Annotated in this window: 23 protein-coding genes; 16 read left to right on the forward strand and 7 right to left on the reverse strand. The window is 36.1% G+C overall.

Annotation, left to right across the window (positions count from 1 at the left end; all coding sequences use genetic code 11):
• The first annotated feature begins 44 nt into the window (after nt 1-44).
• The 4 genes from miaB to C0Z22_RS01020 all read left to right on the forward strand — a co-directional run bounded on the left by miaB (nt 45) and on the right by C0Z22_RS01020 (nt 4,269).
• Nucleotides 45-1,550 carry a tRNA (N6-isopentenyl adenosine(37)-C2)-methylthiotransferase MiaB gene (gene miaB / locus C0Z22_RS01005; protein WP_103216467.1) on the forward strand — a complete coding sequence of 502 codons (1,506 nt, stop codon included), beginning with the start codon at nt 45-47 and terminating at the stop codon, nt 1,548-1,550.
• A gap of 94 nt (nt 1,551-1,644) precedes the next feature.
• Complete coding sequence (locus tag C0Z22_RS01010; protein WP_103216468.1) at nt 1,645-2,271, forward strand: hypothetical protein; 627 nt, start codon at nt 1,645-1,647, stop codon at nt 2,269-2,271.
• Nucleotides 2,259-3,302 (forward strand): aminopeptidase, encoded by a 1,044-nt coding sequence (locus C0Z22_RS01015; RefSeq protein ID WP_103216469.1) that lies wholly within the window; start codon nt 2,259-2,261, stop codon nt 3,300-3,302. The genes C0Z22_RS01010 and C0Z22_RS01015 overlap by 13 nt, the downstream gene beginning before the upstream one ends.
• Nucleotides 3,303-3,318: 16 nt before the next feature.
• Complete coding sequence (locus tag C0Z22_RS01020; RefSeq protein ID WP_103216470.1) at nt 3,319-4,269, forward strand: RimK family alpha-L-glutamate ligase; 951 nt, start codon at nt 3,319-3,321, stop codon at nt 4,267-4,269.
• Here C0Z22_RS01020 and C0Z22_RS01025 read toward each other — a convergent pair whose 3' ends face one another.
• On the reverse strand, nt 4,270-5,100 hold the full coding sequence (locus tag C0Z22_RS01025) for a hypothetical protein (RefSeq protein ID WP_103216471.1): 831 nt from the start codon (nt 5,098-5,100) through the stop codon (nt 4,270-4,272).
• A 121-nt stretch (nt 5,101-5,221) separates the two neighbouring features.
• Here C0Z22_RS01025 and C0Z22_RS01030 point away from each other — a divergent pair, with 121 nt between their 5' ends.
• Nucleotides 5,222-5,644: a hypothetical protein gene (locus C0Z22_RS01030; protein WP_146037743.1), complete on the forward strand. Its 423-nt coding sequence runs from the start codon at nt 5,222-5,224 to the stop codon at nt 5,642-5,644.
• On the forward strand, nt 5,625-6,023 hold the full coding sequence (locus C0Z22_RS01035; RefSeq protein ID WP_103216473.1) for a hypothetical protein: 399 nt from the start codon (nt 5,625-5,627) through the stop codon (nt 6,021-6,023). The genes C0Z22_RS01030 and C0Z22_RS01035 overlap by 20 nt, the downstream gene beginning before the upstream one ends.
• Here C0Z22_RS01035 and C0Z22_RS01040 read toward each other — a convergent pair.
• A complete protein-coding gene (locus tag C0Z22_RS01040; protein WP_103216474.1) occupies nt 6,003-6,800 on the reverse strand; it encodes a hypothetical protein in 798 nt (265 codons plus the stop codon). The two genes, C0Z22_RS01035 and C0Z22_RS01040, sit on opposite strands and share 21 nt — an antisense overlap.
• Nucleotides 6,801-6,979: 179 nt before the next feature.
• Here C0Z22_RS01040 and C0Z22_RS01045 point away from each other — a divergent pair, with 179 nt between their 5' ends.
• Nucleotides 6,980-8,431, forward strand: coding sequence for a hypothetical protein (locus tag C0Z22_RS01045; protein WP_103216475.1), 1,452 nt, complete (start codon nt 6,980-6,982; stop codon nt 8,429-8,431).
• Here C0Z22_RS01045 and C0Z22_RS01050 read toward each other — a convergent pair whose 3' ends face one another.
• On the reverse strand, nt 8,432-10,060 hold the full coding sequence (locus C0Z22_RS01050; protein ID WP_103216476.1) for a ChaN family lipoprotein: 1,629 nt from the start codon (nt 10,058-10,060) through the stop codon (nt 8,432-8,434).
• A 15-nt stretch (nt 10,061-10,075) separates the two neighbouring features.
• Nucleotides 10,076-12,904, reverse strand: coding sequence for a hypothetical protein (locus C0Z22_RS01055; protein ID WP_103216477.1), 2,829 nt, complete (start codon nt 12,902-12,904; stop codon nt 10,076-10,078).
• 221 nt (nt 12,905-13,125) lie between these two features.
• Between C0Z22_RS01055 and C0Z22_RS01060 the strand changes: the two genes are divergently transcribed.
• The 8 genes from C0Z22_RS01060 to C0Z22_RS01095 all read left to right on the forward strand — a co-directional run bounded on the left by C0Z22_RS01060 (nt 13,126) and on the right by C0Z22_RS01095 (nt 20,726).
• Entirely contained in the window at nt 13,126-14,130 is a 1,005-nt protein-coding gene (locus C0Z22_RS01060) for a hypothetical protein (protein ID WP_146037744.1), read from the forward strand.
• A gap of 36 nt (nt 14,131-14,166) precedes the next feature.
• Nucleotides 14,167-14,748, forward strand: coding sequence for an RsmD family RNA methyltransferase (locus C0Z22_RS01065; protein WP_103216479.1), 582 nt, complete (start codon nt 14,167-14,169; stop codon nt 14,746-14,748).
• 51 nt (nt 14,749-14,799) lie between these two features.
• On the forward strand, nt 14,800-15,279 hold the full coding sequence (gene coaD, locus C0Z22_RS01070) for a pantetheine-phosphate adenylyltransferase (RefSeq protein WP_103216480.1): 480 nt from the start codon (nt 14,800-14,802) through the stop codon (nt 15,277-15,279).
• Complete coding sequence (locus C0Z22_RS01075) at nt 15,279-16,505, forward strand: pyridoxal phosphate-dependent aminotransferase (RefSeq protein WP_103216481.1); 1,227 nt, start codon at nt 15,279-15,281, stop codon at nt 16,503-16,505. Before coaD ends, C0Z22_RS01075 begins: the two co-directional genes overlap by 1 nt.
• 65 nt (nt 16,506-16,570) lie before the next feature.
• Complete coding sequence (locus C0Z22_RS01080) at nt 16,571-17,569, forward strand: hypothetical protein (RefSeq protein ID WP_103216482.1); 999 nt, start codon at nt 16,571-16,573, stop codon at nt 17,567-17,569.
• Between the two features lie 3 nt (nt 17,570-17,572).
• Nucleotides 17,573-18,706 (forward strand): hypothetical protein, encoded by a 1,134-nt coding sequence (locus C0Z22_RS01085; RefSeq protein WP_103216483.1) that lies wholly within the window; start codon nt 17,573-17,575, stop codon nt 18,704-18,706.
• 116 nt (nt 18,707-18,822) lie between these two features.
• On the forward strand, nt 18,823-20,148 hold the full coding sequence (locus tag C0Z22_RS01090) for a PhoH family protein (protein ID WP_103216484.1): 1,326 nt from the start codon (nt 18,823-18,825) through the stop codon (nt 20,146-20,148).
• A gap of 14 nt (nt 20,149-20,162) precedes the next feature.
• A complete protein-coding gene (locus C0Z22_RS01095; protein WP_103216485.1) occupies nt 20,163-20,726 on the forward strand; it encodes a PilZ domain-containing protein in 564 nt (187 codons plus the stop codon).
• Between the two features lie 103 nt (nt 20,727-20,829).
• Here the strand turns inward: C0Z22_RS01095 and C0Z22_RS01100 are convergent, their stop codons facing one another.
• Together C0Z22_RS01100 and C0Z22_RS01105 are read right to left on the reverse strand one after the other, a co-directional pair.
• A complete protein-coding gene (locus C0Z22_RS01100; RefSeq protein ID WP_103216486.1) occupies nt 20,830-21,141 on the reverse strand; it encodes a hypothetical protein in 312 nt (103 codons plus the stop codon).
• Between the two features lie 135 nt (nt 21,142-21,276).
• On the reverse strand, nt 21,277-21,888 hold the full coding sequence (locus C0Z22_RS01105) for a DedA family protein (protein WP_233189674.1): 612 nt from the start codon (nt 21,886-21,888) through the stop codon (nt 21,277-21,279).
• A 126-nt stretch (nt 21,889-22,014) separates the two neighbouring features.
• Here C0Z22_RS01105 and C0Z22_RS01110 point away from each other — a divergent pair, with 126 nt between their 5' ends.
• Entirely contained in the window at nt 22,015-22,755 is a 741-nt protein-coding gene (locus C0Z22_RS01110; RefSeq protein WP_103216487.1) for a hypothetical protein, read from the forward strand.
• 41 nt (nt 22,756-22,796) lie between these two features.
• Here the strand turns inward: C0Z22_RS01110 and C0Z22_RS01115 are convergent, their stop codons facing one another.
• Nucleotides 22,797-23,399 (reverse strand): peroxiredoxin, encoded by a 603-nt coding sequence (locus tag C0Z22_RS01115; RefSeq protein ID WP_103216488.1) that lies wholly within the window; start codon nt 23,397-23,399, stop codon nt 22,797-22,799.
• Nucleotides 23,400-23,557 lie beyond the last annotated feature (158 nt).

Raw genomic sequence — 23,557 nt, forward strand, 5'->3', positions numbered from 1 at the left:
ATGTATTTCATCTCCTCATTTTGCCCGTAGGTAGGGCAGGGAAAATGAAAAGAAAGGCGATAGAAGGAAAATTCATGACAACAGATATTTCTCCAACTGGTTTAGGCGTAAGTAAGCAAAATCACGTAGCTTCATCATTTATAGATGAAAAGTCAGGTGATCGCATTGTTCAACTAGGGGATGTATCGTTTCCTCCACGTAAGGTTTGGATGAAAACTTACGGTTGTCAGATGAATTATCATGATACTGAACGTATTCTTTCTCACTTAAAAAACTTAAATTTCTCTCATACTGAAGAATTAGAAGAGGCCAGTCTGGTTCTTTTCAATACTTGTGCAGTTAGAGAACTAGCAAATAATAAATTTTATTCACAATTAGGTGAACTTAAACATCTAAAGCAGCAAAAAGGTGATGACCTGGTTATTGGAGTTGGTGGATGTGTTGCCCAAACAGAGGGAAAAGATCTTGTAAAAAAATTCAAGCATCTAAACTTCGCCTTTGGTCCAGATACAATTGATACAATTAACGATATGGTTTATCGCACTTATGCAGGTGATGATAAATTTTCAGTAAATACTTGGGATCGTTCTAGTAACTTTTCAATTGAAACAAAAATTAATCATGGAACTCCACAAGCATTCGTTAATATCATCAAGGGTTGTGATAAATATTGTACTTACTGTATTGTTCCTTATACTCGTGGACGCGAACGCTCAAGAAAGCAGGCCGAGATTGTTGAGGATGTAAGAAGACTTGTTGAATATCAAGGTGTTCAAGAGGTGATGCTTCTTGGCCAAAACGTAAACTCGTTTGGAAAGGAAAATGGGGAGCGTCTGTCTGATTTAATTATGGATTTAGATCAAATCAATGGCCTAGAGATTTTAAGATATACAACATCACATCCTTACGATGTATCCGATGATCTAATCGCAGCTCATGGAGCGGCAAAGAAATTATCAAAACATTTACACCTTCCAGTTCAATCTGGTTCAAATACAGTTCTTCAAAGAATGAATCGTGAGTACACAAAAGAGCATTACCTAGGTCTTTTAGAAAAACTACGTGCCGCTCAACCAGATATCGTTCTTTCGACAGATATTATCTGTGGTTTCGTAAATGAAACTGATGAAGAACACAAAGAGACTTTAGATCTTTTAGAAAGAGCACAATTTGATTTCATTTACTCATATGTTTACTCTCAAAGAAGTAAAACTCGTGCAGCTAAGATGGAAGATTTCCTAACTCAAGAGATTCGTAAGTCACGTCTTCACGAAGTACAAGCTTTTCAACTTGCTATTCAAGAAAAGATTCGCGCTAAGATGGTCGGTAATGAGTACCGCGTATTAGTCGAAGGCTCAAATACAATGAAAGGCGAGACTAAATGGAAGGGAAGAACGAATTGTAATCGTCTGATTCACTTTAAAGGTCCTAAGGAAAATGAAGAGTTAAACCTTAAGTGGCACTGGGTTGATGTTAAGTGTACGTCGACTACTGCACTTTCTTGTCAGGGTGAACTACTTCAAGATCATGGCCGTCGCTTAAGTAAGTAGTTGTAATTACGAAGTGAAATGGAGTTCTTTGCCTAAATAAGCATTAGTAACTTCCTAAGTTGTAAAATATCCTTGAGTATTTTTTGGGGATATTATGAAATTACGCTTACTTTTACTTTGCAAAATGACGTTCTTAGCTTTGTTAACGATTAATTCACAGGCCTTAACAGAACTTGATCTCGACTTTAATTACAAGAAGAATATTTTTGGTCTCGATCGTGAGTCTTACGAAACGACTCGTATGTATGCAGGCTCTGTTACTTTCTACTTTCTTTCAAAGACAGGTATCGAACTTAATATTTCTCAGTCAGAAAATGAAATTATCGGAAAATATGATAACTCAGGTCTTTCAACAGGACTTGTAATTGAAAATGAATACACCAATATTAAAACTCAAAGCTTTGGTATCGGGATAAGACAAGCTCTTTCAAGTCGTAAGTCATTTCTTCAACCGCTAATCTCTCTTGGTTGGAGTCGCCAGCAGTATACTCTTTATTCAACAACTTTAGTTAAGGACTTAGATACTTCGACCGAATATCTCATCAAGTCCGGTAAAGAGAAGTCTAGTTACGATGCAATGTTTGGGGCATTTGCTTTAAAGGTCATGCTAACAAGAACTTTCTCAATAAAGGGCTCAGTAAGAACGGTCTTTCGTGCTTTTGAATTTGAACAAGCGAGAGATCAGTTAAGTTACAATGCTGGGATCTCATGGTTGTTCTAAACAGACTTTTTCTTCTCTCTATTTTATTCACGAGTTTATCTTGTGCCAAAATAAGTTATCTAACTGAGCAGGGCATAGGACAAGTTGATATTCTTTGGAGTGCTCGAGCTAATCAGGATGTCTTAAAAGACCCGAAGGTTAGTGAAGAATATAAGAATAAAATTAAACAAATCGAAACCTATAAAAAGTATTTCTATGAATACTGGAAAAGGCCTACTACAGATATTTATTCTAAGACGACACTTTTAAAATCTCGTGCAGTTACTTATCTCGTTATAGCTTCTAGACCTAATGAGATAAAGGCCCGCAAAGAGTGCTTCACTTTCTATGGATGCTTTCCTTATCTTGGATTTTTCAAAGAGGAATCTGCAATGGAGTTTGCAAAGGAGCTTGAAAGAGACGGTTATGAAACTTATACAAGAGATGTACTGGCCTATTCGACACTTGGAAATTTCAATGACCCAATACTTTCTTCTTTTTTTGAATATGGAAAGTACAGCTTAACTGAAACAGTCTTTCATGAACTATTTCATACAATCTTCTTTGCTAAGAATGAAGTCGACCTAAATGAAAACCTTGCCAACTACTTTGGTGAGCAAATGCTTATTGAGTATTACAAGAATGATAAAGAACTGGTCAAATATTTCAAGAATCTCGAGTTAAATGCAAAGCTCAAGAAGGCCGTTACGATTCACGCTAAAAACCTCAAGGAAATTCTTAAACAAGATGCCTGGGAGAGTAAGAAGAAAGATTATCTTACGATAACAATGCCCAAAGAACTAAGTATGCTTTGTTCTAGTCTTGAGGTCACAAATTGTTGGCCTGCAAAAATGGAGTGGAACACAGCATCTTTGGCAGCTTTTATGACTTATGAGAAAAGTCAGTCTCAAATTGGCGAATATGCTAAGAGATTTAATGGTGATCTAAAAGCACTCTTTGCAAATATTGAACAACGCTATCAAAAGTACCTTGAAGATGACGTGGAAGGTAGCTTTGAGGACTATCTTTTTAATTTCAAATCGCTGAATTAATGTTATCTTTCTTGATATGAAAAACAAGAAACACTTATTCTTTATTGATCCAATTGAAAAACTTGTCACAAAGAAAGATTCGACAATCTTAATTGCTCTAACGATGCAAGAAAGAGGCGAGGATGTTTATGTTCTTTTTGAAAAAGACTTCTTTGTCCAAAATGCTAATGGCATTCAGTTTGACTGTTACCGCATTAGTGGAAAGATCAATGAAAGTTTCTATGTTGAAGATTTCAAAGTAGAAGATGATTCACAAGTTGTTTCAATTGATTCAAATACAGCAATTCATATGAGAATTGATCCACCATATGATTCGCGCTATCAGCGCTACCTTTGGATGCTTAATTTCTTAACTGAGATGTATGGTGTTCAGGTTTTAAATAATCCATTAGGAATTATGAAACATAATGAAAAGCTTTCGGCCTATACAAGAGAGCTTAGCCTTGATAGCTATGTAGGAACTTCTCTTGCTGGTGCTAAAAAGTTTGTTGCAACTCTTGCTTCTCGTGGGGTCCAAGAATTGATTTTAAAGCCTCTTGATCTTTATCAGGGTATTGGTGTGCAAAAAGTAGGCTTGGACGGATTTGAAGGGCATTTTAAGGCCAAATGCGATGAGTTTAAAGGGCCAGTTGTTGTACAAGAGTTTGATGCTTCTGTTATTGAAGGTGAAATTCGCACAATTTTCTATCGTGCTAACGAACTGGGAACAATTCTAAAGGTCCCAAAAGAAGGCGAGTTCCTTGCCAATATTGCTCAAGGAGCAAAGTATTCTGCCGTCGAATTAGATCCTGAAGTAAAAGCAGAATGTCTGCATATTTGCGAAAAGCTTATGGCCGACGGAGTTGATTTAATTGCTTTTGATATTCTTGGTGGAAAGATTTCGGAAGTAAACGTAACGTGTCCGGGATTAATGGTGGAGGTTTCTTCTGCTATGAAAAGAAACCTCGCACTTGAATTATTTAGATAATTACATTCTTGGAGCTGAAGCCGGAAAGTCTTTTGTATAGTCAGTTGAAAATTGAAGATCGAAGCCTACACAGTCATTATCCCATACTCGGGCCATTGGGCAGTAACCATTCACTTCAGCGCTACTTTGACTATAACCTTGATTTAAATAGAACTGACAAGACCAGTCCCATTGAACATCAAGAACATCCACAATGATTGGGCCTGTTGTTGTTGGAAGTGAGTAGCTAGAAAACTCTTTAACTTTCGAAACTTCTTCGTTTGCGATATCACCAAAAGTTACACTTCTAATCATATTTGATTCACAGCTTTCACCTTGAGCGCGAATACATAACTTAATTCTTAATTTCTTATATTGTTGTGGATTATAGTGACATTTTTCTCCATAGGCATCTGTCGTTCCCTGTGTAGGAGCTGTTCTTGGACGTACACGAATATTAAATCGAGAGTCTGTATAGAGCATGGCCTGACCATTTCCAAGAGAAGTCGAAGACCACATCACATTTGATCCAGAAGATACACGTGAGCTACCACGAAGAACAATAGTACCTACAGTGTAGAAGTTTGTCGTCTGGCCATCGCCATCAGCTGTTCCTTCTTCGTTACCGTCTCCATAACCATCACCACTATCGGTTTGTTCATTATTGCCACTATCATCGCTGTCACTTCCACCGTTACCCCAGTCCCAGCCGCCATTTCCGCCGCTTCCTGAGTTACCGTTATCCCAACCATTTCCGTTAGAGTTATTATAATTAGCTCTAGAATTAGTCGGTTGAGTACAACTCGTTAATGTCATGAGTACTAAAGTTCCCAATAATATAAATTTTCTCATGTAATCCTCGTTCTTACATTTCCTCACTATTTTATCGGTAATCTATTGAATATACTTTAATCTTCACTTAAGTGTTTAAAATCGCAGTAGCATTTTTTCTAAAGCTTGCTAAAATTATTATGTGTTAGTTAAAAAAGAACTTATTCGAAAATTAGTGGATGAATTTTATCAAGTGGCAAATTACTTGATTCAAGATCAATTGCAGGCAATGCAACTTATTATTGATGTGGCCACTGGCCATGTTCAACAAGGTAATCAAGTTCTATACAAGATAGATAACGAATATTTTGAACATCAATTTCTAATAAAATTAATTGGTCTAGCTAAACAACGAAGTGAGCAAATCTTAAATAAAAAGAATAGAGAAATCGATAGTGTTGAGAAAAGGGCCTGTGTTTATCTTTTTGAGTTCAAAGGGGAGAGTGTTGAGAGTATTGCACAAACTCTTAAGATCTCTCAACAAGAGGTTCTATCTTATATTGATCAATTATCCCATAATAGAATACATTTAAATGAGAGCTTTGATGGAAGAACAATTAATTAATAATAATTTTAAAAAGTGCTTCTTCTCAAAGCAAATGACTTATTTAGAAAGTCGTGACTTTGTGAAAAATGAACAACATCTTTCTCAATGTCTAGACTGTCGCCAAAAACTACTTGAGTACGATTTAAAAAAACAAGATTTGATCAATGATTTTAATTCTTATAAAGCTAACTCTGAGGTTGAGGAGCTGCTTTTTAGAGAGTTAGATGAATTGATTCCTGACTTAGAAGAAGAACAAATAAAGGGGAGTCCTGTCTTAAAAAAGCGTCAGTACAAACTCTCAGTAAAAGACTTCTTTATCTTTCTTACTTTTGGTATTCCAAGAAAATTACAATTGATTATCGTGGCAACGATAATCTTAGCGGCGTGTATTTACTGATAGAGTGAAGATAGCATAGTACTTTCCATCTTCGTCTTTTAGATCTTTTACAATATTAGGAATCTTATTCATTTTCCCTAAAGCTGTTTCAAAGATTTTATGGATATCATCATCTTCTGATGACTTAAGAATTTTTACAATTTCAGCATTTCCTTCTTCATCGTAACGTACAACGGCCCTTAATTCTTGAGCTGAAGCTGAGCGTAGACTCTCTTGAACATAAGGCCTTTCTGTTACTCGATTTCTCACCGAAATTTGAACAGAGTTGATATACTGAACAGCAACACGCTTATAGAAAGCATAGAAAACCTTCTCGAACTCATTCAGTTTGTCGGGGCTAATACCTTTAGGCGGTAGAAAACTTACAGTTGCTTCTTGAACGTGTGATAGTTCATTAGTCCAATTAGCTTCCTTGAAGCTTTCTTTTGAAATCCTTCTTTGGGTAATCTGATTCTTTTGTACGGATTCCTTTTTAACTGTTTCAACAATTCTTTTTTCTTCTTTCTTTGATAGGGCAGAAGATCGACTTTTTACTTCCTGATCAACGCGTTTGATTTCTTTTTCAGTATAAGAAGGTTTTCCATAGGCAAGTTGACCAAAAAGGTTTTGGTTATCCTGGGCCTTATCGAGTCCAATCTTTCTAACTTCAATTTGTTTGAACTTGAGCTTAATTGGTTCTTCCTGGGCCAGTTTCTTCGAATTGTCAGCATCAAGTACTAAACTTAGTACCAATGCATGTAAAACGAGGGAAAATAGGATTGTAATATAGTTGATCATTTTTCTCCGGCCGGATTTATCTATAAAAATTGTACCATTTTACTTGGTTTGGGACAAAGGAATCTCCTTTAAACTGGTAAAATTTGTCTACTCTTTCTTCTAGTTGAATCAATAGGTAGAATTAAAGTGTGCTAATTGGCGCAAAAGTAAATGAATTACGCAATTTTAAGGACTTATGGATGAGTAAACCAGTTCAATACAAATTTTCAAAGGTGAGATTAGGAATATTAGGTCTATCTTCTGTCTCAATTTTAGTCATTGCTTATATGCTAAGTGGTGTATCGAATAGTTATAAACTGGTCTCAACAATTCAAAACGGAATTCAAATTTGTAGTACAAGAGTTCAGCAAACCTACACTGCTGCAGTTGCAGGGGATATGAATTCAACATATTTAGATAGTAACTTTACGGCGCAAACAGGAGAATGCTTTGCTCAAGTCTCTGACCTAATGACTGAGTATGGAAAATTCTCTTCAGCAATTGTTAAAAAATTTAATACAGTAAGTTCAAATGTTCACTGGTTTCATGAGAGTCTTAGAAGTACAGGGAAGGGATTTTCTGTAACTGACAAGAATTTCTCTAGCAATATCGACGAAAAGTTCTCTCAGTTTGAAGATGCTGCAGATGCTGGCTCAATTCTTATTGAAAATCACTTCGAAACGATTTCAAGTTCACTTTCAAATATTAAAATCTCTCTTGCTCTTGTTGCAGGAGTGTTCTTATTTACTTTTGCATGGGAATTAATTTTCAAGAAGATTGTTATGCAAAGAAGAAAAGAACTTGAAGATGAGGCGTTAAGTCTTCTTATGCTTAATCAAGAAGATAACTTCGATGAGATTGAAAGCGTTATCATTAATGCACTTGAGCTTAATGAGATGAAGCATTGCTCAAAGCTTTACTCTGCACAAAAGCAAAACTTCAGAAAAGAGAAGAGAAAAGCGACGATCTCTTCTAATGAAAATAAAACTTTCGGAATGGTTCTTTCTAATGATGATCAAGATGCAAAACAAGTTGCGGATCAAATTTGGTCTATGAGTGAATCAAATGAAAGTAGTGAAAATGAAACTAATGTACCAATGGTACAAAGTTGTGAGATTTCTTCGGTAAACCGCTTTATTGCTTGTAAAGTACAAGATCAGTACAAAGAGCAGGGGATCGAATTTAAAATTGATACTAATGAAAAAGAAATCATCGGTGAGAGAGAAACGATTGAGCAAATTCAATATAATATTCTCTTAGATGCAGCTAAGAACTCAATTAATGCTGATGAAGATAAGAGAACGATTGAAGTTCAAGGTAAGACACTTGGAGCAATCTACTATCTAAGTATTTCTTCGTACGGTGAGAGTAAGAATTCAACTGAACTTGAAACTTCAGTTCAAATCGTAAGAGAGCTTTTAAAAGACATTTCGGGACGTCTAGAGCTTGCAAACCTTTACAATGACGATCTACAACCAGTTGGACGTAAGTACAAGATAATCTTTAAAACAAAAGATGTTGTTACTGCTGCTCCAGTAGCTGAAGTAGAAAGTGCTGATAAAGTGACTGAAGAGGTGAAGGAAGATACTTCTAAGAAAGTTACTCGTATTGAAAAAGGTACTAAGCGCGAGATTATGCAAAGACTAATGTAATTAGAATTCGCGTTTTTTTAGCTTTTTAATATCTACTAAATTTCCAATTTCATTCAACAGGCTTTGATAGTTTTCATTTGAGTAATCATCTGATGCTACAAGCCTGTATACATCTTTATACTCAACTCGATTAGCAGCGAAGAAGTAGTCAAAAATAATATCTGCAAGCATGTGTGATACTTTACGTGAAGCTTTATGAAGCTGGTAGAGATTTAGTCCTTTTAGTTCTTCATTAACATTAGCTCGTTTATTACAAAGCTTTAAACATGCTTTAAAGACCATCTTATCAGTCTTCTTAAGTTGTTTATTATTACGTGCCATGTATTGAAAGTCTTTATACATATTACACTTTCGATAGGGGTTAAAAAGCTTCGAACAGAAGTAAGCACTAATATAATTATGAATAAGATAAACAAATAAATTCGTACGATCTCTCTTATTAAAGAAGTCAACAATCTCTTTTTCCGGAATCTTTAACTTTGATTGATGAATATGAATCCCTGCTAGGTACGAGATGCGATTAATTGAATAACTTGAACAGTAATAAGCTTTCTTACATGGAAGTTTAAACGTCTTACCATGTTCGATGAGCTTATTGTAAAAACTAATGGCCTTCTTTGACTTTAGTTTATTGATTGTTGTTTTTACTTTTTTTAGGTTTTGCTGATCAAAGATTCTAAAGTCTTCAATCTCACCAATTGGTATATCAAGATTAAGGGTATTATTAATTTCATGACAAAAGTAAGCAAAGTTATCCAAGATATTGTCTGAAAACTTAAGTGCACCTGTCTCTATAATATACTCGTGAATGTCAAAGTCAGGATCATCAGCTAAGTGCTCATACCAGTAAATTTGAGATTCATACTTTAACCAAGGAGGAGAGTTTACCAGAACAAATTCTCTCATATTGTACTTAACAATTTGATCAGATCTTAGCTTATTGGTTTTAACTAAATTCCAGTAAACTTCATCAGTATTTTGATGAATGATTGTTTGAACAATATCCTTATTTGCCAGATCAAAAACTTTTTGTGGCAGTTTATTTGGAACAATGTGAAGTTCTCCAAATAAAATAAGTAACTTTTGTTCTGGGTTTTCTTTATGATAAGTCGCAATTTTCTTTGCGGCCTTCTTGTCTCTTTGCTCCAGGTTTCCCTTAGTATTAAGAGCAATTATTGAAATATTGTGATCCTTAGCAAGATCAAAGAAGATCTTATAAAAGGTCCAAGGGAAGCGCCATGAATTCTTATAGTTGATTGATTCTAGAAATTCGAGCTCGGTAATGGCCCCTTTAAGATATGAATCAATGTAGAATTGATGATTGATATGAATGAATTCTACACCAATTGAAAATTGATAATCACTCTTTGCTAGGATGCGAATGATACGTTCGAGGTTTCTCGTACTCTGGTCAAAAGTATGGAAGTCTCCAAGGTAGATGATATCAGAGGTATCAATTGAATCATAAAGTTGACTGACGCTTGAAGTTTGAAAGTCTCGGCGAGCGTAGCGCTGTTGATCTTGACGATATTTTTTTAGTAAAGCTGATGGCTCTCCTTCAAGAGAGTTGGCCTTATTTTTAAAATAGCGGTAGATACTCCAGTGAGTCTCATCGACTTTCAATTGCATAAGTCTATGATATCACTAATTATTTATTTGACCAATAATGATATTGTTTAGAGTGTTATTAATTAGTGCAAACGTTTCATTCACGTTATGTGCTACCTGATCTTGCTCAGCAAGTAGAGAGTTAAGCTCTTTAGCAGCAGGAACTTCAAGAGATTGAACGATAGTTGAAATAGGAGTTCCAACTGCACTTGTCAGAATGAACTGGATGAATTGAAGTAATTGTAATTCACCATGTAGGTTAAGAACTTCTCTATCATTTGAAATAAGTCTAAGCTTTGTTGTGTGTTCAGACTTTTCAAAGATTGCACTTGTTAGTGGAAGGTGAATATCATTTCTCTCAGTGATAAGTGTTTCAAGATAAATATCTTGGTTGTTTGGATAGATAGGTGTCTTTGGCAGACCAACAATCTTTCCAATGAGTGCACTTGAAGAGTAATCATACTTCATTTGAACCTTTCCACTATTTACCTGATCACGGTAATTACCAATGATAATTTTTAGGTGAGAAAGGATACAACTTGTATGCCATGGCCAGCGCTTAGCAAGTAAGTTGATAGTATCGATCTTAGAAGCAAGTTTTTGCGTGTACATGCAAAAATCCGTTGTCTGGACATCTTCTTTCGAAAGAGTGATATCTTGTAGAGACTCAATATGGTGTGAAGGTAAGAATTCCGTCTTCTCAAGGAATTTTGGAATTAACATGGCATTTAGTTTTGCCTTCGTTTTCTTCAGTCCACCATTAAAAGTAAGCTGAGTAATCTGCTTACCAATTGTCGTCTTAAAGAACTCTCTAAATAGATTGATATTTAGATTTGAGATCTTTGGTAGTAATCCAAAGTATTGGAAGTAAGCGTTACCATACTCCTCAATCTTCGCCTTAAGTGAATCAATTGTCGTCAGCTCAAGCTTAATATCGTTCTCATTAGTGAAGTCCACAATCAGAAGATATGGATATCTCTCTTGAGGGTTAAGGTTGAAGCCTAGTAGGTCGTAGTTGTCATCTTCACGGTAATTTGAAAGAGACTCAACACTAAAGAATTGATCAAATGGGATACAACTCTTTGTTAGGTTTCTAAAATATTGTGGGTGAGTGATCTTATCACTTTCACTGTTGTTACTTAGAAGCTTTCCGTTAAGGATAGCATCTTGGTGAAACTCAAATGATAATCCACACTTTGTTTCATTTGAAAAAAGTGGAGCATCAATGGCCTTCTTATTTGCAAATAGCTTATCAATTTCTTCAACGAAGAAATCAAATTTCGAAAAGTGAGTCAGATCACCATTCATATTTACAGAAAGACACGACTCCTTAAGAAGAGTTGAGTTAACATCTGGGTTACCAAAAATATCTAATTTATTTTCTACCACACGCTTCGAGAAGATATAGAAGTAGCGTGGGATTTCACCCTTACCTTTAAGGCCTTCAAGATTAAAGCGCATCAGTAGTTTGTACTGCTTAAATAGTGCTTCGTTCTTTGCTGCATGAGAAGGAACAAAGAGCTTCTGATTAGAGAAGACATACATATAACCACTATTAGATAGATGCTCCCCATTTTGCATTATATTTGTAATGAGGTAGTGGTGTGGGTTCTTCTTAGGAATATTTACTAAGTTAACCAGAATTCTATCGTAGATACTTTGCTGTACCTCTGTAGCATCAAGCAGGGCAAATTGACCGCTGGCCGTAATTCTCGATTTATTCGACTTCTGCTTAAAAAGAGAAACGATTAAAGAGATAGGGTCTTTATTCTGTCTTGGAGCTAGATATACTAAGAAAGTCATGAATTGAATTTCTTGGAATATCTTTAAGTATTGTCCGTTAACATAATTATCACCTCTAAACTCTGGGCAGATAATTTCTTGCCAAGCCTCTGTTGAATTATTCTCTTGAGCAATCCAGTGAGAGATCGTTAGTGAGTTTAGAAAGTTACCTGTAAATAGGGTACTTAAACATTGTGGTTGAGTATTAAAATTGAAATACCCACCATGATTTTCAATCCACTTTGGAAAGTTGATTAAAAGATTATTAGTCATTAGTCCAAAGTTACGATTACTGAAAGCATGAGAATACTTATCAGTTTCGTTGTGGAATAAAACTACTGATAACTCATTCGGAATTTCATGATTTAGAACTTTAAAGAACTCAATAGGGTTAAGGTCTTTAAGGATAGAGCTAAGTTCTAAAATGCTGTCACCAAAATTTTCATTTGGTCTAAACCAGCTGTATTCATTAGTTCCTAGTGCACGACTCGATAATTCACGTGAGCTTGATACTTTAAAGATCTTACTTAGCGTTGAGTTTGGATTCAAAATCTCATTCTTAGTAAGAGTCTTTGAATAGAAAGAGCTCAGTTGAGTTAGAAAGCGAACCTTTAAGATATAGACGCTAATAGAACGAAGGCAGTAAACTTTTAAAAAGTCTTGGATACATTCGTAACTTGGGCCGTTCTTGTCATCAAGTTGTGCCCAAAATTGGTTAAAGTCGCTAACTCCCTCAGGGTGAATACCGTTGTGAGTTGTATATTCAATAAATTCTTGAAATAAAGATTGCTTAAGACTGCGGTTGCGGTGCTTGAAAGACTTAACCTGAGTTTTTGCTTCATTGAAAAGTTCAAATACAATTTTTTTGAACTTCATGCTTCCTTTAGTTAGTAAGCTTTCACCACGCCACTTCGGAATAATGTGGTCACTAACAAGAAATTGTCCGCTTTGAATTGAAGGAACAGGAGTAGGTCCGCTTGCATTTACTGCATGCTTAGGCTCCTCAAGGCTATCTGCCTCGGTACTAGGACCAGGAATATTGTTAATCAGCCAATTCTTAGCTGAAAACGATGAATCTTTCACTTCGCCTGTTGTTCCGTATAATAATCGACAGTCCTCAAAACTTTAAGATGGTTAACATTCTAAACTATGTAAGGAAAGTCGTGTGTTGCGTCTTTTAAATTGGTAGTAAAATATAACGATGGCCACTCATATTGTCATGCTTAAAAATAGATATTCTCGACTTAAGCTTTGTAAGTTGCTGATTTTATAACAATGTTTATTTCTTAAAGTTTCTGTCATCTGTGTCGAAAAGCACAAGTGATATTGGATCAATAGACGGAGTTTATATGGGTGGAAATAAACCTCAAGATGCAGCAGCAAAAAGTGTAGAAAGTGGATTTTCTGAGAATGAACTAGATGACATCATGGCAGAATTTGCAAGTCTGGATAAAGAACTGTCAGGACAACTTGATAGCGCGCCAGTAGCAGAGGTCATCGAAGAAAGCGTTGCAGAATCTGCACCAGTAGAAGAGTTTGCTGTAGAAGTAAACCCGCTAGATGCCCTAGAGGCGCAAGCTAATCCTCTTGATGAAATGGTTGCGGAATCAAATCCTCTTGATGAAATGGTTGCGGAATCAAATCCTCTTGATGAAATGGTTGCGGAATCAAATCCTCTTGATGAGATGGTTGCTGAATCAAATCCTCTTGATGAGATGGTTGCTGAGTCAAACCCTCTTGATGAGGTTGTTGCAGAAGTGGAAGAAGTATTCGAAGAAGGGACAACACAAATCGTTGCTCAAGAAGATATTGAAGAAGCAGTTGCTGGGGATTCATCTCCATCACTCGAAGAAGCATTTACTGAAGGCTTTGATGAAGCTGAAATGGATGCCATAATGAAAGATCTTGAAGAAATTGACGCAGCATCACCTACGACAACTCTCGAAATGGAAGAAGAGTCGGCAGCGAATGCACAATCAACAGTGATAAAAGATGAAGACAATGAAAATATACTTGTGATAAATCAAGCGCCTAAAGAAACTCCTGCGCCTTCTTTCACGCATGTTGCGCCAACAACTAGCGAAAGTGGTGACGTTACTTTTAGTGCAGCAGGTAATATGAATTTTAATGTAAACTTGACGATCGCTGGGTCGCAAGCAACATTAAGTGTAGTTGATGGACGCTTTACTCTGACAATGAATGGTGTAGACGTTTCAATAACTGAAGAAGGCTTTAAGGCATGTATTGAAGGTGGAGCTAATTTTAATATTCCACTTCCTTCGGCCGAAGAAGCGAAGAAAGTCGCTTAACATTATTTGATGTTGTTTAAACTAAAAAGGTTATAAATGGCCATAAATATACTTGGTGGGCATGCTAAAGGGCATGCCCTTTTTGTTCCCCCTGAATCAATTACTCGTCCAACGAGTGTTATGCTTCGACGAAAATTCTTTGATGCTCATCAAGACTTAACGAATTGTCTGTTTGTGGATTTGTTCGCAGGTAGTGGTGCTATGGGGTTTGAAGCGCTTTCAAGAGGGGCGAAGAAAGTCGTACTTGTTGATGACCATCCAAAAGTTCTTAATGTCTTAAAAAAGAATAAGATAGAGATTTCTAAAAAAGTAGACACAGAAGATTTATCAATTATTAAGCAAAAAGCTCAAGCTTATCTAAAAACAAGTATAAGTTATTTGGAGTCAACATCAGATGAATACGATGAGAGTTTCATCTTCATCGACCCGCCATATGAATTAAAGGATGTCTACTTAGAATGTCTCAAATTACTTAAAGAATCTTCATTCTCTGGAGAGATTTGGATTGAATCCGATCGTCAAAAGGGAATCCTTGAAGCAGATTTAAAAAAACATTCTCTTACTTTCTCTAAAGTCTACAAGCAAGGCACAAGTTATATTGCAAAAATTGCATTGTAATCCGGTGTCGTATAAAATTGATTTAAATTTATAATAGGAATTAGGTACTCAATGAAAAGAGCAATTTACCCAGGAACGTTTGACCCATTCACAAATGGCCACAAGGATATTTTAATGAGGTCACTAACAGTCTTTGATGAGGTGATTATACTTGTTGCCCACAATCGCAATAAGAAACCTCTTTTCACAGCTGAAGAGCGAGTTGAGATGTTAAATGAAACATTTAAAGATGAGCCTCGTATTAAAGCAGATAAGTGGGAAGGACTAATTGTCGATTATGCAAAAGCAAACGACATTGGCTCAATTATTAGAGGACTTAGACCTACAGGGGATTTCGAAGCAGAGTTTCAGATGGCCTCAATGAATAAGAGACTATACCCAGAAATTGAAACAGTTTTCTTTATTACTGAAAGAGATAACTACTATGTTTCAAGCTCGCTTGTTAAAGAAATTCATAAGCATGGAAAAGTAATTAAGGAATTCGTTCCAGATACAATTTATAACTGGATTGCTAAAAAAGGGAAGATCTAATGAATGTTTCGAAGCGTTCACAAGAAATTAATGAGAGTATTACTTTAAAGCTTAATGCCAAAGCAGTAGCTATGGCACAAGAAGGTAAGAAAGTTTACAACCTTACAGCAGGACAACTACCTTATCGACCACCAAGGGAGTTAGTCGAATCAATAAGGGGAGAGTTAGACTTTCTAAAAAGTTTTCAATACAGCCCAGTTGCAGGCGATAGTGAGTTACTAGAAAAAATTATCGAATATGTTGAAACTTCTCGAGGCATTAGCTTTGATGAGTTTGACCATAATTTCAAGGCCGTTGTAGGTAATGGTGGAAAGCATGTTCTTGCAAATATTTTTGCAAGTATTGTTGATCCAGGTGATGAAGTAATAGTTTTTGCTCCATACTGGATTTCATATCCACAAATGATCTCTCTTAATGGTGGTGTCTTAAAAGAAGTTAAGGCTTCCGTTTTTAATGCGTTTGAACCAGACCTAGAGGAATTAAAAGAATTGATTAGTGATAAAACGAAAGCAATTGTTTTAAATAGCCCAAATAATCCATCGGGGATTTTCTATAATGAAAAGTGGATGAAGCAATTTGCTGAAATTGTGAAGCCATATGAAAATACTTTTATTATTTCTGATGAAATATATTACGAATTAAATTATTACGACCCAAAACCAACATATTATTATCAATATGATCGTGAGTTATTGTCACGTACAATCATTGTCGATGGTATTTCAAAAAGTCTTGCAGCAACTGGCCTAAGACTTGGCTACTGTATTGCACACGAAGATGTGATTGATGCTGTTAAAAAGATTCAAGGCCATACAGCTTCAGGTTCTTGTTCATTAATTCAGCGTGCGCTACTTCGCTATAATATGAATCATGTTGATGAGTATCTAACTCCAGTTAAAAAACACTTACGTGAGAATGCTCTTATATTAAGAGAAGTTCTAAGAGAATATAAGTTAGAAAAGTGCTGGTATCAGGTAACGTCAGCTTTTTATTTTCTCTTTGATTTCTCAAGCGCTCCTGTCATTGGCCGATTTAAAAAATCGGATACTGATCTGTCGGATTACTCTGTTGAGATTTGCGAACAAGTTCTTGAGCAAAAAGGTGTGGCAATGGTCCCTAGTGGGGATTTTGGTCTTCCAAATTGTGCCAGAATTTCTCTTGTTCTACCAAAAGATGATTTTAAAGACGCAATTGTTAGTGTCGCCGAGTATTTAACTCAGGAATAAGCTATTTAAGATTGGTATCTCATTCCCACTATGAATTAAAGGTTAAGTTAAGAGATAATTAAGCTGTGAATAAACTAATTGTTTTCAGTATTTATCTCTTAACATCAATTCTTTTCACCTCTTGTGGTGTCGATGAAGATATCGAACTTGAAAGAAGTTATCTTTCTGTTGAAGATCATTTATCGACTGGGGATTGTGATAAGGCCCTCAGTAAAATGCTTGCGATGAAAGAGCAGAGTGGAGATGCAACTTATTATAAGTTACTTGCTTCTTCTTATGCATGTAAAGCAGGCTTTTCTGTAACAGAGTTCTTCTTAAATGAAATCACAAAAATTACAACAGGTGGAGATCTCCTAAGTTCAATGTCAACATTTACATTGGCCCAGGCCATGACTGACATTGATGATCTTTCTTACTACTATCTTGGCAAAGCAATCGATGTTTTAACTTATTCTGGAGGAGTTGGCCCAGCAACAAAAGATCCGTCTGCTACGCTTCGTAAAGCAACATTTGGAAGTTATGGAGCGGCCGATATAAATTCTTTTCTAATGTATATGCTCTTTGTTCGAAACGGTATGAGCATGGCCTTCTTTGGAAATTCTGATGCGCTTGGTTCGAAAGGAGCGGGGACAGTTGGAACTAATGAATGTCTCTTCGCATACTCTTACTTCGGAGATGGCGATCTTGATGCATATATTCAAGCAGGTGGCGTGACAGGTGCATGTGATGATGGTGCTGATACAGGTAGTATTGATTTAACTAATGGTGATTCAAGCCTACATCTAGAACGTGCTTGCGCATTGGTTACTGACTTTAATAACTTATTAGATGTTCTTGAAAATATCACTCTTGGTGATATTACTGATGTTGATTTAACAACATTTCTGGCCGACATTAGTACTGTTAGGCAAGACTTTGTCGACAATGTGATTACGCCTAAAGGCTTTTCAAATAGTCTTGTGACAATAAAAAATCAAACTCAATGTGTAACAGATTTTACAGGTAGTGAACTTCAAATTGCTTACTATATGGCAGCACTTTTTGAAACACTTCATTCAAGGTAGGTAATGGGAAAGACGCTAAAGCTCCTATTCATTACTCTTTTGAGCATCAATGTTTTGGCCTTTGAGAAATTCTTTTTAGGTCAGAGTCCTCGTGCCATGTTAATGGGAAATGCATGGATGGGGCTTGCTAATCAGGATTCATTTACTGTTTTTTACAATCCTGCTAGCTTAGGTGCAAATTATGATGTTGATATATCTCCTGTTAATTTCATTCTAGCTGGGCCAAATGCGATCGATGATATGGATCGCTTTAATAATCTTCCAAGTGATGCTGCTGGTATTGCTGATCAGCTAATGGGTTACCCACTTTATTTAGAAGCTTCTAACTTTTCAACGATTAAGGCCCATCATTTTTCATTTTCTTATTTTACTAAGAATCGTGCCAATATCGTTTTGAAGAACCGTGTAAATCCGGCCTTTAATGTTGATTACTCTTATGATCGTGGATTTATAGCTGGTTTTGCTTTCAATCTAATTGGTGGCAGTCGCAATAAGCAGAAAAAGAAAATTATGAAAGGTAAGCGTCTATCGCTAGGATACTCTTTCAAATATTTAACAAGAGAAGGGACGCGAGACAAATTTGATATTTTCTCGACAAATATCATTACAAAAATTGAAAATGGCCTAGGCTCAATTGATGATATTAAAAATACATTTGGCTATTCCCAAGGTTCTGGTGCAGGTCACGATATTGGTATTGAATATGCCAATGGATGGGGAAATACAGAGTTTGTCGCATCAATGGCAGTTCTTGATATTGGTGATACATACTTTAAAAAGACTCAAGGGGATGGGGAAGTTCCTCGCATCAATATGGCCGTTAACACTGGAATTGCTGTAAAACAAGACTGGAAGGCATTTGATTATTCTCTTGCTCTTGATGTTAAGCCAATCAATCAAGGTTTGAGCTTTGGTCGAATGATTCACTTTGGGGCCCAGCTCAATATCCCTTTCTTTGGTTTCTTTGCAGGACTTGGCGAAGGCTATCTGAATTATGGAGCTGAGATTCGCCTATGGCCAGTTACGATTACTGCTGGATTTAATAATGTAGAAATAGGTTCTGAGTATCAAGAAACAAAAGGTGATCGCCTTTTTGTTTTTATCTCTTTATTTGATACATCCATGGATATTTTTTAGGCTTTTGTGTGAGTTTCATGACGCACAAAGGTGAACGGCCCTTTTTCTTTGACATCCCTTTTTACCATAACTTAAAATTTAATTAAGAGAGGCTTCCTCGCATCAATCTAAATGTCATGGAGGGCATTTTGACAAGAAAAACCTTTGTACTCGATACGAACGTATTATTATTTGATCCTAACGCTATTAACAAATTTGGTCCTAACGACGTCTTCATCCCACTAGTTGTAGTTGAAGAAGTAGATCGTTTTAAGAAAGATCAGAATGAGAATGGGCGTAACGCTCGTTATTTCTCAAGAATCATCGATGATCTTCGTAAGAAGGGATCACTTATGGATGGTGTTGAGTTAGACAATGGTGGAACCCTGATCATCTCTGTTGATAAGACAATTGAAAATCAACACGACACAATTGATCTTACTATTAATGATAACTTAATTCTTGCCTCAGCTATCTTCTTAAAGGAGCAGGGAGAAGATGTTGTTCTTATCACTAAGGACATCAACTTAAGAATTAAATCTGATATCTTAGGTATCAATGCTGAAGACTACGGAATGAAAGATATTAAGCTTGAGGAAATTTACTCAGGTTATCGCTTTCTACCACTTCCAAAAGATAAGCTTGAAGAATATGAAAAGAATCGCTTCTTACAGCTTGAAAACTGGGAAGAACTTGAAATTTTTCCAAATGAATACTTAGTTGTTCATGAAGAAGGAAATGATAGAAGAAGACTTCTGGGACGTTTCTCTAAAAGTAAACTTGGAGTTGTACCTTTAATTCCAATGAGAGAAGGTGTTTGGGGAATTTATCCAAAAAATATGGAACAGCAATTTGCTCTTGATGCTCTTTTAAATGACGATATCAAGTTAGTATCACTTGTTGGTAAGGCCGGTACAGGTAAGACTCTTCTTGCAATTGCAGCAGGACTTGAGATGACAATTAATCAAGAAAAATATTCAAGACTTCTTGTTTCTCGTCCAATTCAGCCAATGGGGAAAGACCTTGGTTATCTTCCAGGTGATGTAAACGATAAGTTAGGTCCTTGGATGCAACCAATCTTTGATAATATGGACTTCCTATTTGATCAAAGAAGAGCTGGAACAAGTTCTTCATATGTTGATCTAATGGATCATGGACTACTACATATCGAACCACTAACTTATATTCGTGGTCGTTCTATTCCTGGTCAGTACTTAATTGTTGATGAAGCCCAAAACCTTTCTCCACACGAAGTTAAAACAATTGTAACTCGTGCAGGTGAGGGAACTAAGATCATCTTAACAGGTGACCCTCAGCAGATTGATAGTCCATACCTTGATGAGATTAATAACGGTCTAAGCTATGTTGTCGAAAGACTGAAAACAGAAGAGATCATCTCTCATACGAAGTTAACTGTTGGTGAGCGTTCTGCGCTTTCTGAAACAGCTTCAAAATTACTTTAATAGAGGAATAGCGAGTGTCGAGAGCTAATCGTCAACATTTAAGAGCACCTGTAAATCAAGAGATGCTCTATCTTTGTGATGACTATGTTTTAAAGGGCCGCTGTTCTAATATTTCCGAAGGTGGAATGTTAATTACCGATATGGGGCGTGTACCTTCAAGTACACGCTTTCATACCATGGTATCTCTTATTCAATATCCAGAATTTTCAAAGTTAAGTTCTCAAAAACTTATTAGTATCGACCACAGCGCTTTTGATATTGAAGTTATTCGTTGTGAAGTTGATATTGTTCGTTCATTTGAAGGATTGTCGGAAGTAGAAAAAATCTTATTACCATCTATCGGTGCTAAGTTTTCACATGTAACTTCAGGGAATATGGCCCTGATACGCTCATACGTGACAACCTTTTCAAAGAATATGATTTACTTACTAACTCAATTTGAGAATTCTTCTAAGAAAAATGGGAATATCGTACATCTTAGAAAGACGGCATCATTGTTAGGATATGATTCTGAAATGAAGTTGCCACTTCTTAGGGCCAAAGTTCTACACGATTATCAATCGCTAGAATCCCTCTAAAGTCTGCTGGAAGCAAAAAAATAAGGCCCATCTTATGACGGGCCTTAAAACAAAAAAAACAAAAAAAACAAAAAATAAAAAGAGAAGAATATAAAGAACAAAACTATAGTTTTGCTTTTATCGAATACTTAAGATCCTTGATTGTCGCTAAAAGATATTTGTCGATTGGCGATTCATTATCAAGGATGCGGCTTTTAAATTCAGCTGTTAGCTGATCTACTTTAATTAATAATTCGTTATTAATAACGTCGTCACTGTTGATTTCTGCAACAAGAGAGTTTGTCTCATTGATTAGGGCAGAGAAGTCTAGCTTAGAGAAATAATCTCTTTGAACAGTACTTTCACAACGGCTAGCTCTTTCGCTTTTAAATGCGTTGAAACTGATAACTTTATTTTGCGTGATTGAATTTAACATTTAGCGGTACTCCAATAATCAAATACTGTTCATTTTTTTTCACAACTTTTGTGAACAAGCGGGATTATGGAGGAAGAGGCCCGTGCTGTAAACTGTAATTGACGGGCCTTGTAATTTTTTCTGACTTTAATGATTTTAGGCGTTTACGTTCTTTTTCTTCCATTTTGAGACGATTACACCAAGAATTACAGCAAGTGCTACTGCACCGATAACGTAATTGCTCTTCTTGATATACTCAATAGCTGTCTCACCAAATTTATAATAAACAGTGAAGTAAACAACACATGATACTGTTGCTGCCAGCAGGTCTGACAGGGCAAATTTCCAAGCATTCATGCGTCCTAGACCCGCTGATAGGAAGAGTGCATTTCTAAATCCAAATGGAACAAAACGACCAAAAATTAATGTGAATACACCATACTTTTTAAAGAAGGCATTAACCATATCAAGGCGCTCTGGCGTAACCATTGAGGCAAAGAATTTAATTTTAAAAATTTTCGGGCCTAAGTAGCGTCCAATAAATCCGTAACAAATTAAATCTGAAAGATATGCTCCAAGAAATACCCCGAAGAAAAGTGGGTATAGGTAGTCTGGGTTCTTGGCCGCTAAAATGGCCGAAGTAAATAACATTACATCTTCAGAAATTGGAATGTTAAAGCCTGCTAAGAGGAGTAGTCCAAAAATTATAAATGGCGCCATGTGCACGTGAGTGTTGATATAGAGCATGATCTGATCAATGAATTCCATTTTATCTCCTAGCATAACTGTAAAAAAATTACGTTAAGAATATCCTAATTTGATTCAATATGCATTAGTTATCAGCGTATTTTTCCTCTCTCAAATTTAAGGTGTTTCTCTGGTAATATTAGGGCCGTGAAAAAGAGAATTTTTAGATCACTCATTATTTTTTACATTGGTTTAAATACGAACCAAGTATATGGAAAGAGCTTGGACTTCTTCTTAAAGTCTAAAGGGGACAACCATAACTACTTTATTCAAACCTCTGCTTCTCTTGGAATGTTTAAAGAAAAAACATCTAATCGAGTTTTAAAAACACAAAAGAATTCACCAATGACATTAACAGCAGGGATTTCGTATTTTCCTGCATCAATTGAGAAGCTCTCACTTGTCGCCCTTGGTAGTATTTCATATCTTGTTGCCTCAGAAATTGAGAGTGATAGTGGAAGTAGTTTTTCAAATAATTTAAAGCTTAAACCAGAGCTTGGAGCAAGCTTTTATGCTCATAAGTCTTATACACATCGCAATTCGACAGGTTTTTTTGGTGGTGTTGATTACGAAGTCTTCAATCTTTATAACTCAAGTAAATTCTTGGATGGTGAATCTCTAGATACTGAGGTTAAGCGCATCTATTATGGCACCTTAGGACTAACATTTGCTCAAAAGATAATTACACCTTTTGTACTTAATTTGAGCTTTTCTCAATCTGTGAATTCGCAAAGAGGCTTAAGCGGTCAACGTTATCAGATCAATTACAGTCAGAAGTATAGTGAGAATATGTGGTACAACATCTTTGCCAAACGTCATGAATTGAAAAATGATTATCGACAATTGAGTATCACTCGCTTGGGAATCGGAGTAGGATTTTATTATTAAAAAAGGCCCTCATTTGAGGGCCTTCATATTTCGAGCTAAAATTATAGCTTGTTGAAATATTCTTGTGATCCTTTTGGATCTGGCTTCATTGTATCAGCACCTTTAGTCCAACCTGCCGGACAAACTTCTCCGTGCTTAGCTGTAAATTGGTAACCGTCTACAAGTCTTGCAACTTCTTCAACATTTCTACCAACTGATAGGTTGTTGATTGAAACGTGTTGAACGATGTTGTTGTCATCAATGATATAAGTTGCTCTAAACGCAACGTCACCAGATGGCATAAGTGCACCGTATGATCTAGCTACTTCTTTTGTAAGGTCTTCAAGGATTGGGAAGTTGATATCACCAAGTCCACCTTCATTTCTTGACTGCTTAGTCCACGCTAGGTGAGAGAAAGCTGAATCAACAGAACAAGCGATAACTTCAGTGTTAAGGTCTTTGAAAAGTTGAATCTTGTCAGAAAATGCTGTGATTTCTGTTGGACATACAAATGTGAAGTCTAGTGGGTAAAAGAAAAGAACTTTCCACTTTCCTTTGAAGTCTGAAAGTGAAATTTCTTTGATTTCACCATTTACTACTGCATTACCTTTGAATTCTGGTGCTGCTTTTGAAACTAATGATGTTGGGTAAACTGTTTCAGTCATAATATTCTCCTGTTTTCTGCGCGTATAACTATTGAATAGTTTATAAATTCTTGCGCTAAATTAAACCGCAGGGGTGGGGGAAATTCAAGACCTGCAATGTTAAAATCTGTTCATCTTTTTGTTAAATATAGAAATAGTAGGGTAAATAATTTCAGTTG

It is taken from the genome of Halobacteriovorax sp. DA5 (assembly GCF_002903145.1).
GTDB lineage: Bacteria > Bdellovibrionota > Bacteriovoracia > Bacteriovoracales > Bacteriovoracaceae > Halobacteriovorax_A.

Bases quoted from the DNA above. Each gene is read 5' to 3' on its own strand.
- C0Z22_RS01035 (WP_103216473.1), top strand. From the start codon at position 5,625: ATGGAAGAACAATTAATTAATAATAATTTTAAAAAGTGCTTCTTCTCA.
- C0Z22_RS01040 (WP_103216474.1), bottom strand. From the start codon at position 6,800: ATGATCAACTATATTACAATCCTATTTTCCCTCGTTTTACATGCATTG.
- C0Z22_RS01075 (WP_103216481.1), top strand. From the start codon at position 15,279: ATGAATGTTTCGAAGCGTTCACAAGAAATTAATGAGAGTATTACTTTA.
- C0Z22_RS01090 (WP_103216484.1), top strand. From the start codon at position 18,823: ATGGAGGGCATTTTGACAAGAAAAACCTTTGTACTCGATACGAACGTA.
- C0Z22_RS01050 (WP_103216476.1), bottom strand. From the start codon at position 10,060: ATGCAATTGAAAGTCGATGAGACTCACTGGAGTATCTACCGCTATTTT.
- C0Z22_RS01085 (WP_103216483.1), top strand. From the start codon at position 17,573: ATGGGAAAGACGCTAAAGCTCCTATTCATTACTCTTTTGAGCATCAAT.
- C0Z22_RS01015 (WP_103216469.1), top strand. From the start codon at position 2,259: ATGGTTGTTCTAAACAGACTTTTTCTTCTCTCTATTTTATTCACGAGT.
- C0Z22_RS01045 (WP_103216475.1), top strand. From the start codon at position 6,980: ATGAGTAAACCAGTTCAATACAAATTTTCAAAGGTGAGATTAGGAATA.
- C0Z22_RS01025 (WP_103216471.1), bottom strand. From the start codon at position 5,100: ATGAGAAAATTTATATTATTGGGAACTTTAGTACTCATGACATTAACG.
- C0Z22_RS01065 (WP_103216479.1), top strand. From the start codon at position 14,167: ATGGCCATAAATATACTTGGTGGGCATGCTAAAGGGCATGCCCTTTTT.
- coaD (WP_103216480.1), top strand. From the start codon at position 14,800: ATGAAAAGAGCAATTTACCCAGGAACGTTTGACCCATTCACAAATGGC.
- miaB (WP_103216467.1), top strand. From the start codon at position 45: ATGAAAAGAAAGGCGATAGAAGGAAAATTCATGACAACAGATATTTCT.
- C0Z22_RS01115 (WP_103216488.1), bottom strand. From the start codon at position 23,399: ATGACTGAAACAGTTTACCCAACATCATTAGTTTCAAAAGCAGCACCA.
- C0Z22_RS01105 (WP_233189674.1), bottom strand. From the start codon at position 21,888: ATGGAATTCATTGATCAGATCATGCTCTATATCAACACTCACGTGCAC.
- C0Z22_RS01010 (WP_103216468.1), top strand. From the start codon at position 1,645: ATGAAATTACGCTTACTTTTACTTTGCAAAATGACGTTCTTAGCTTTG.
- C0Z22_RS01100 (WP_103216486.1), bottom strand. From the start codon at position 21,141: ATGTTAAATTCAATCACGCAAAATAAAGTTATCAGTTTCAACGCATTT.
- C0Z22_RS01020 (WP_103216470.1), top strand. From the start codon at position 3,319: ATGAAAAACAAGAAACACTTATTCTTTATTGATCCAATTGAAAAACTT.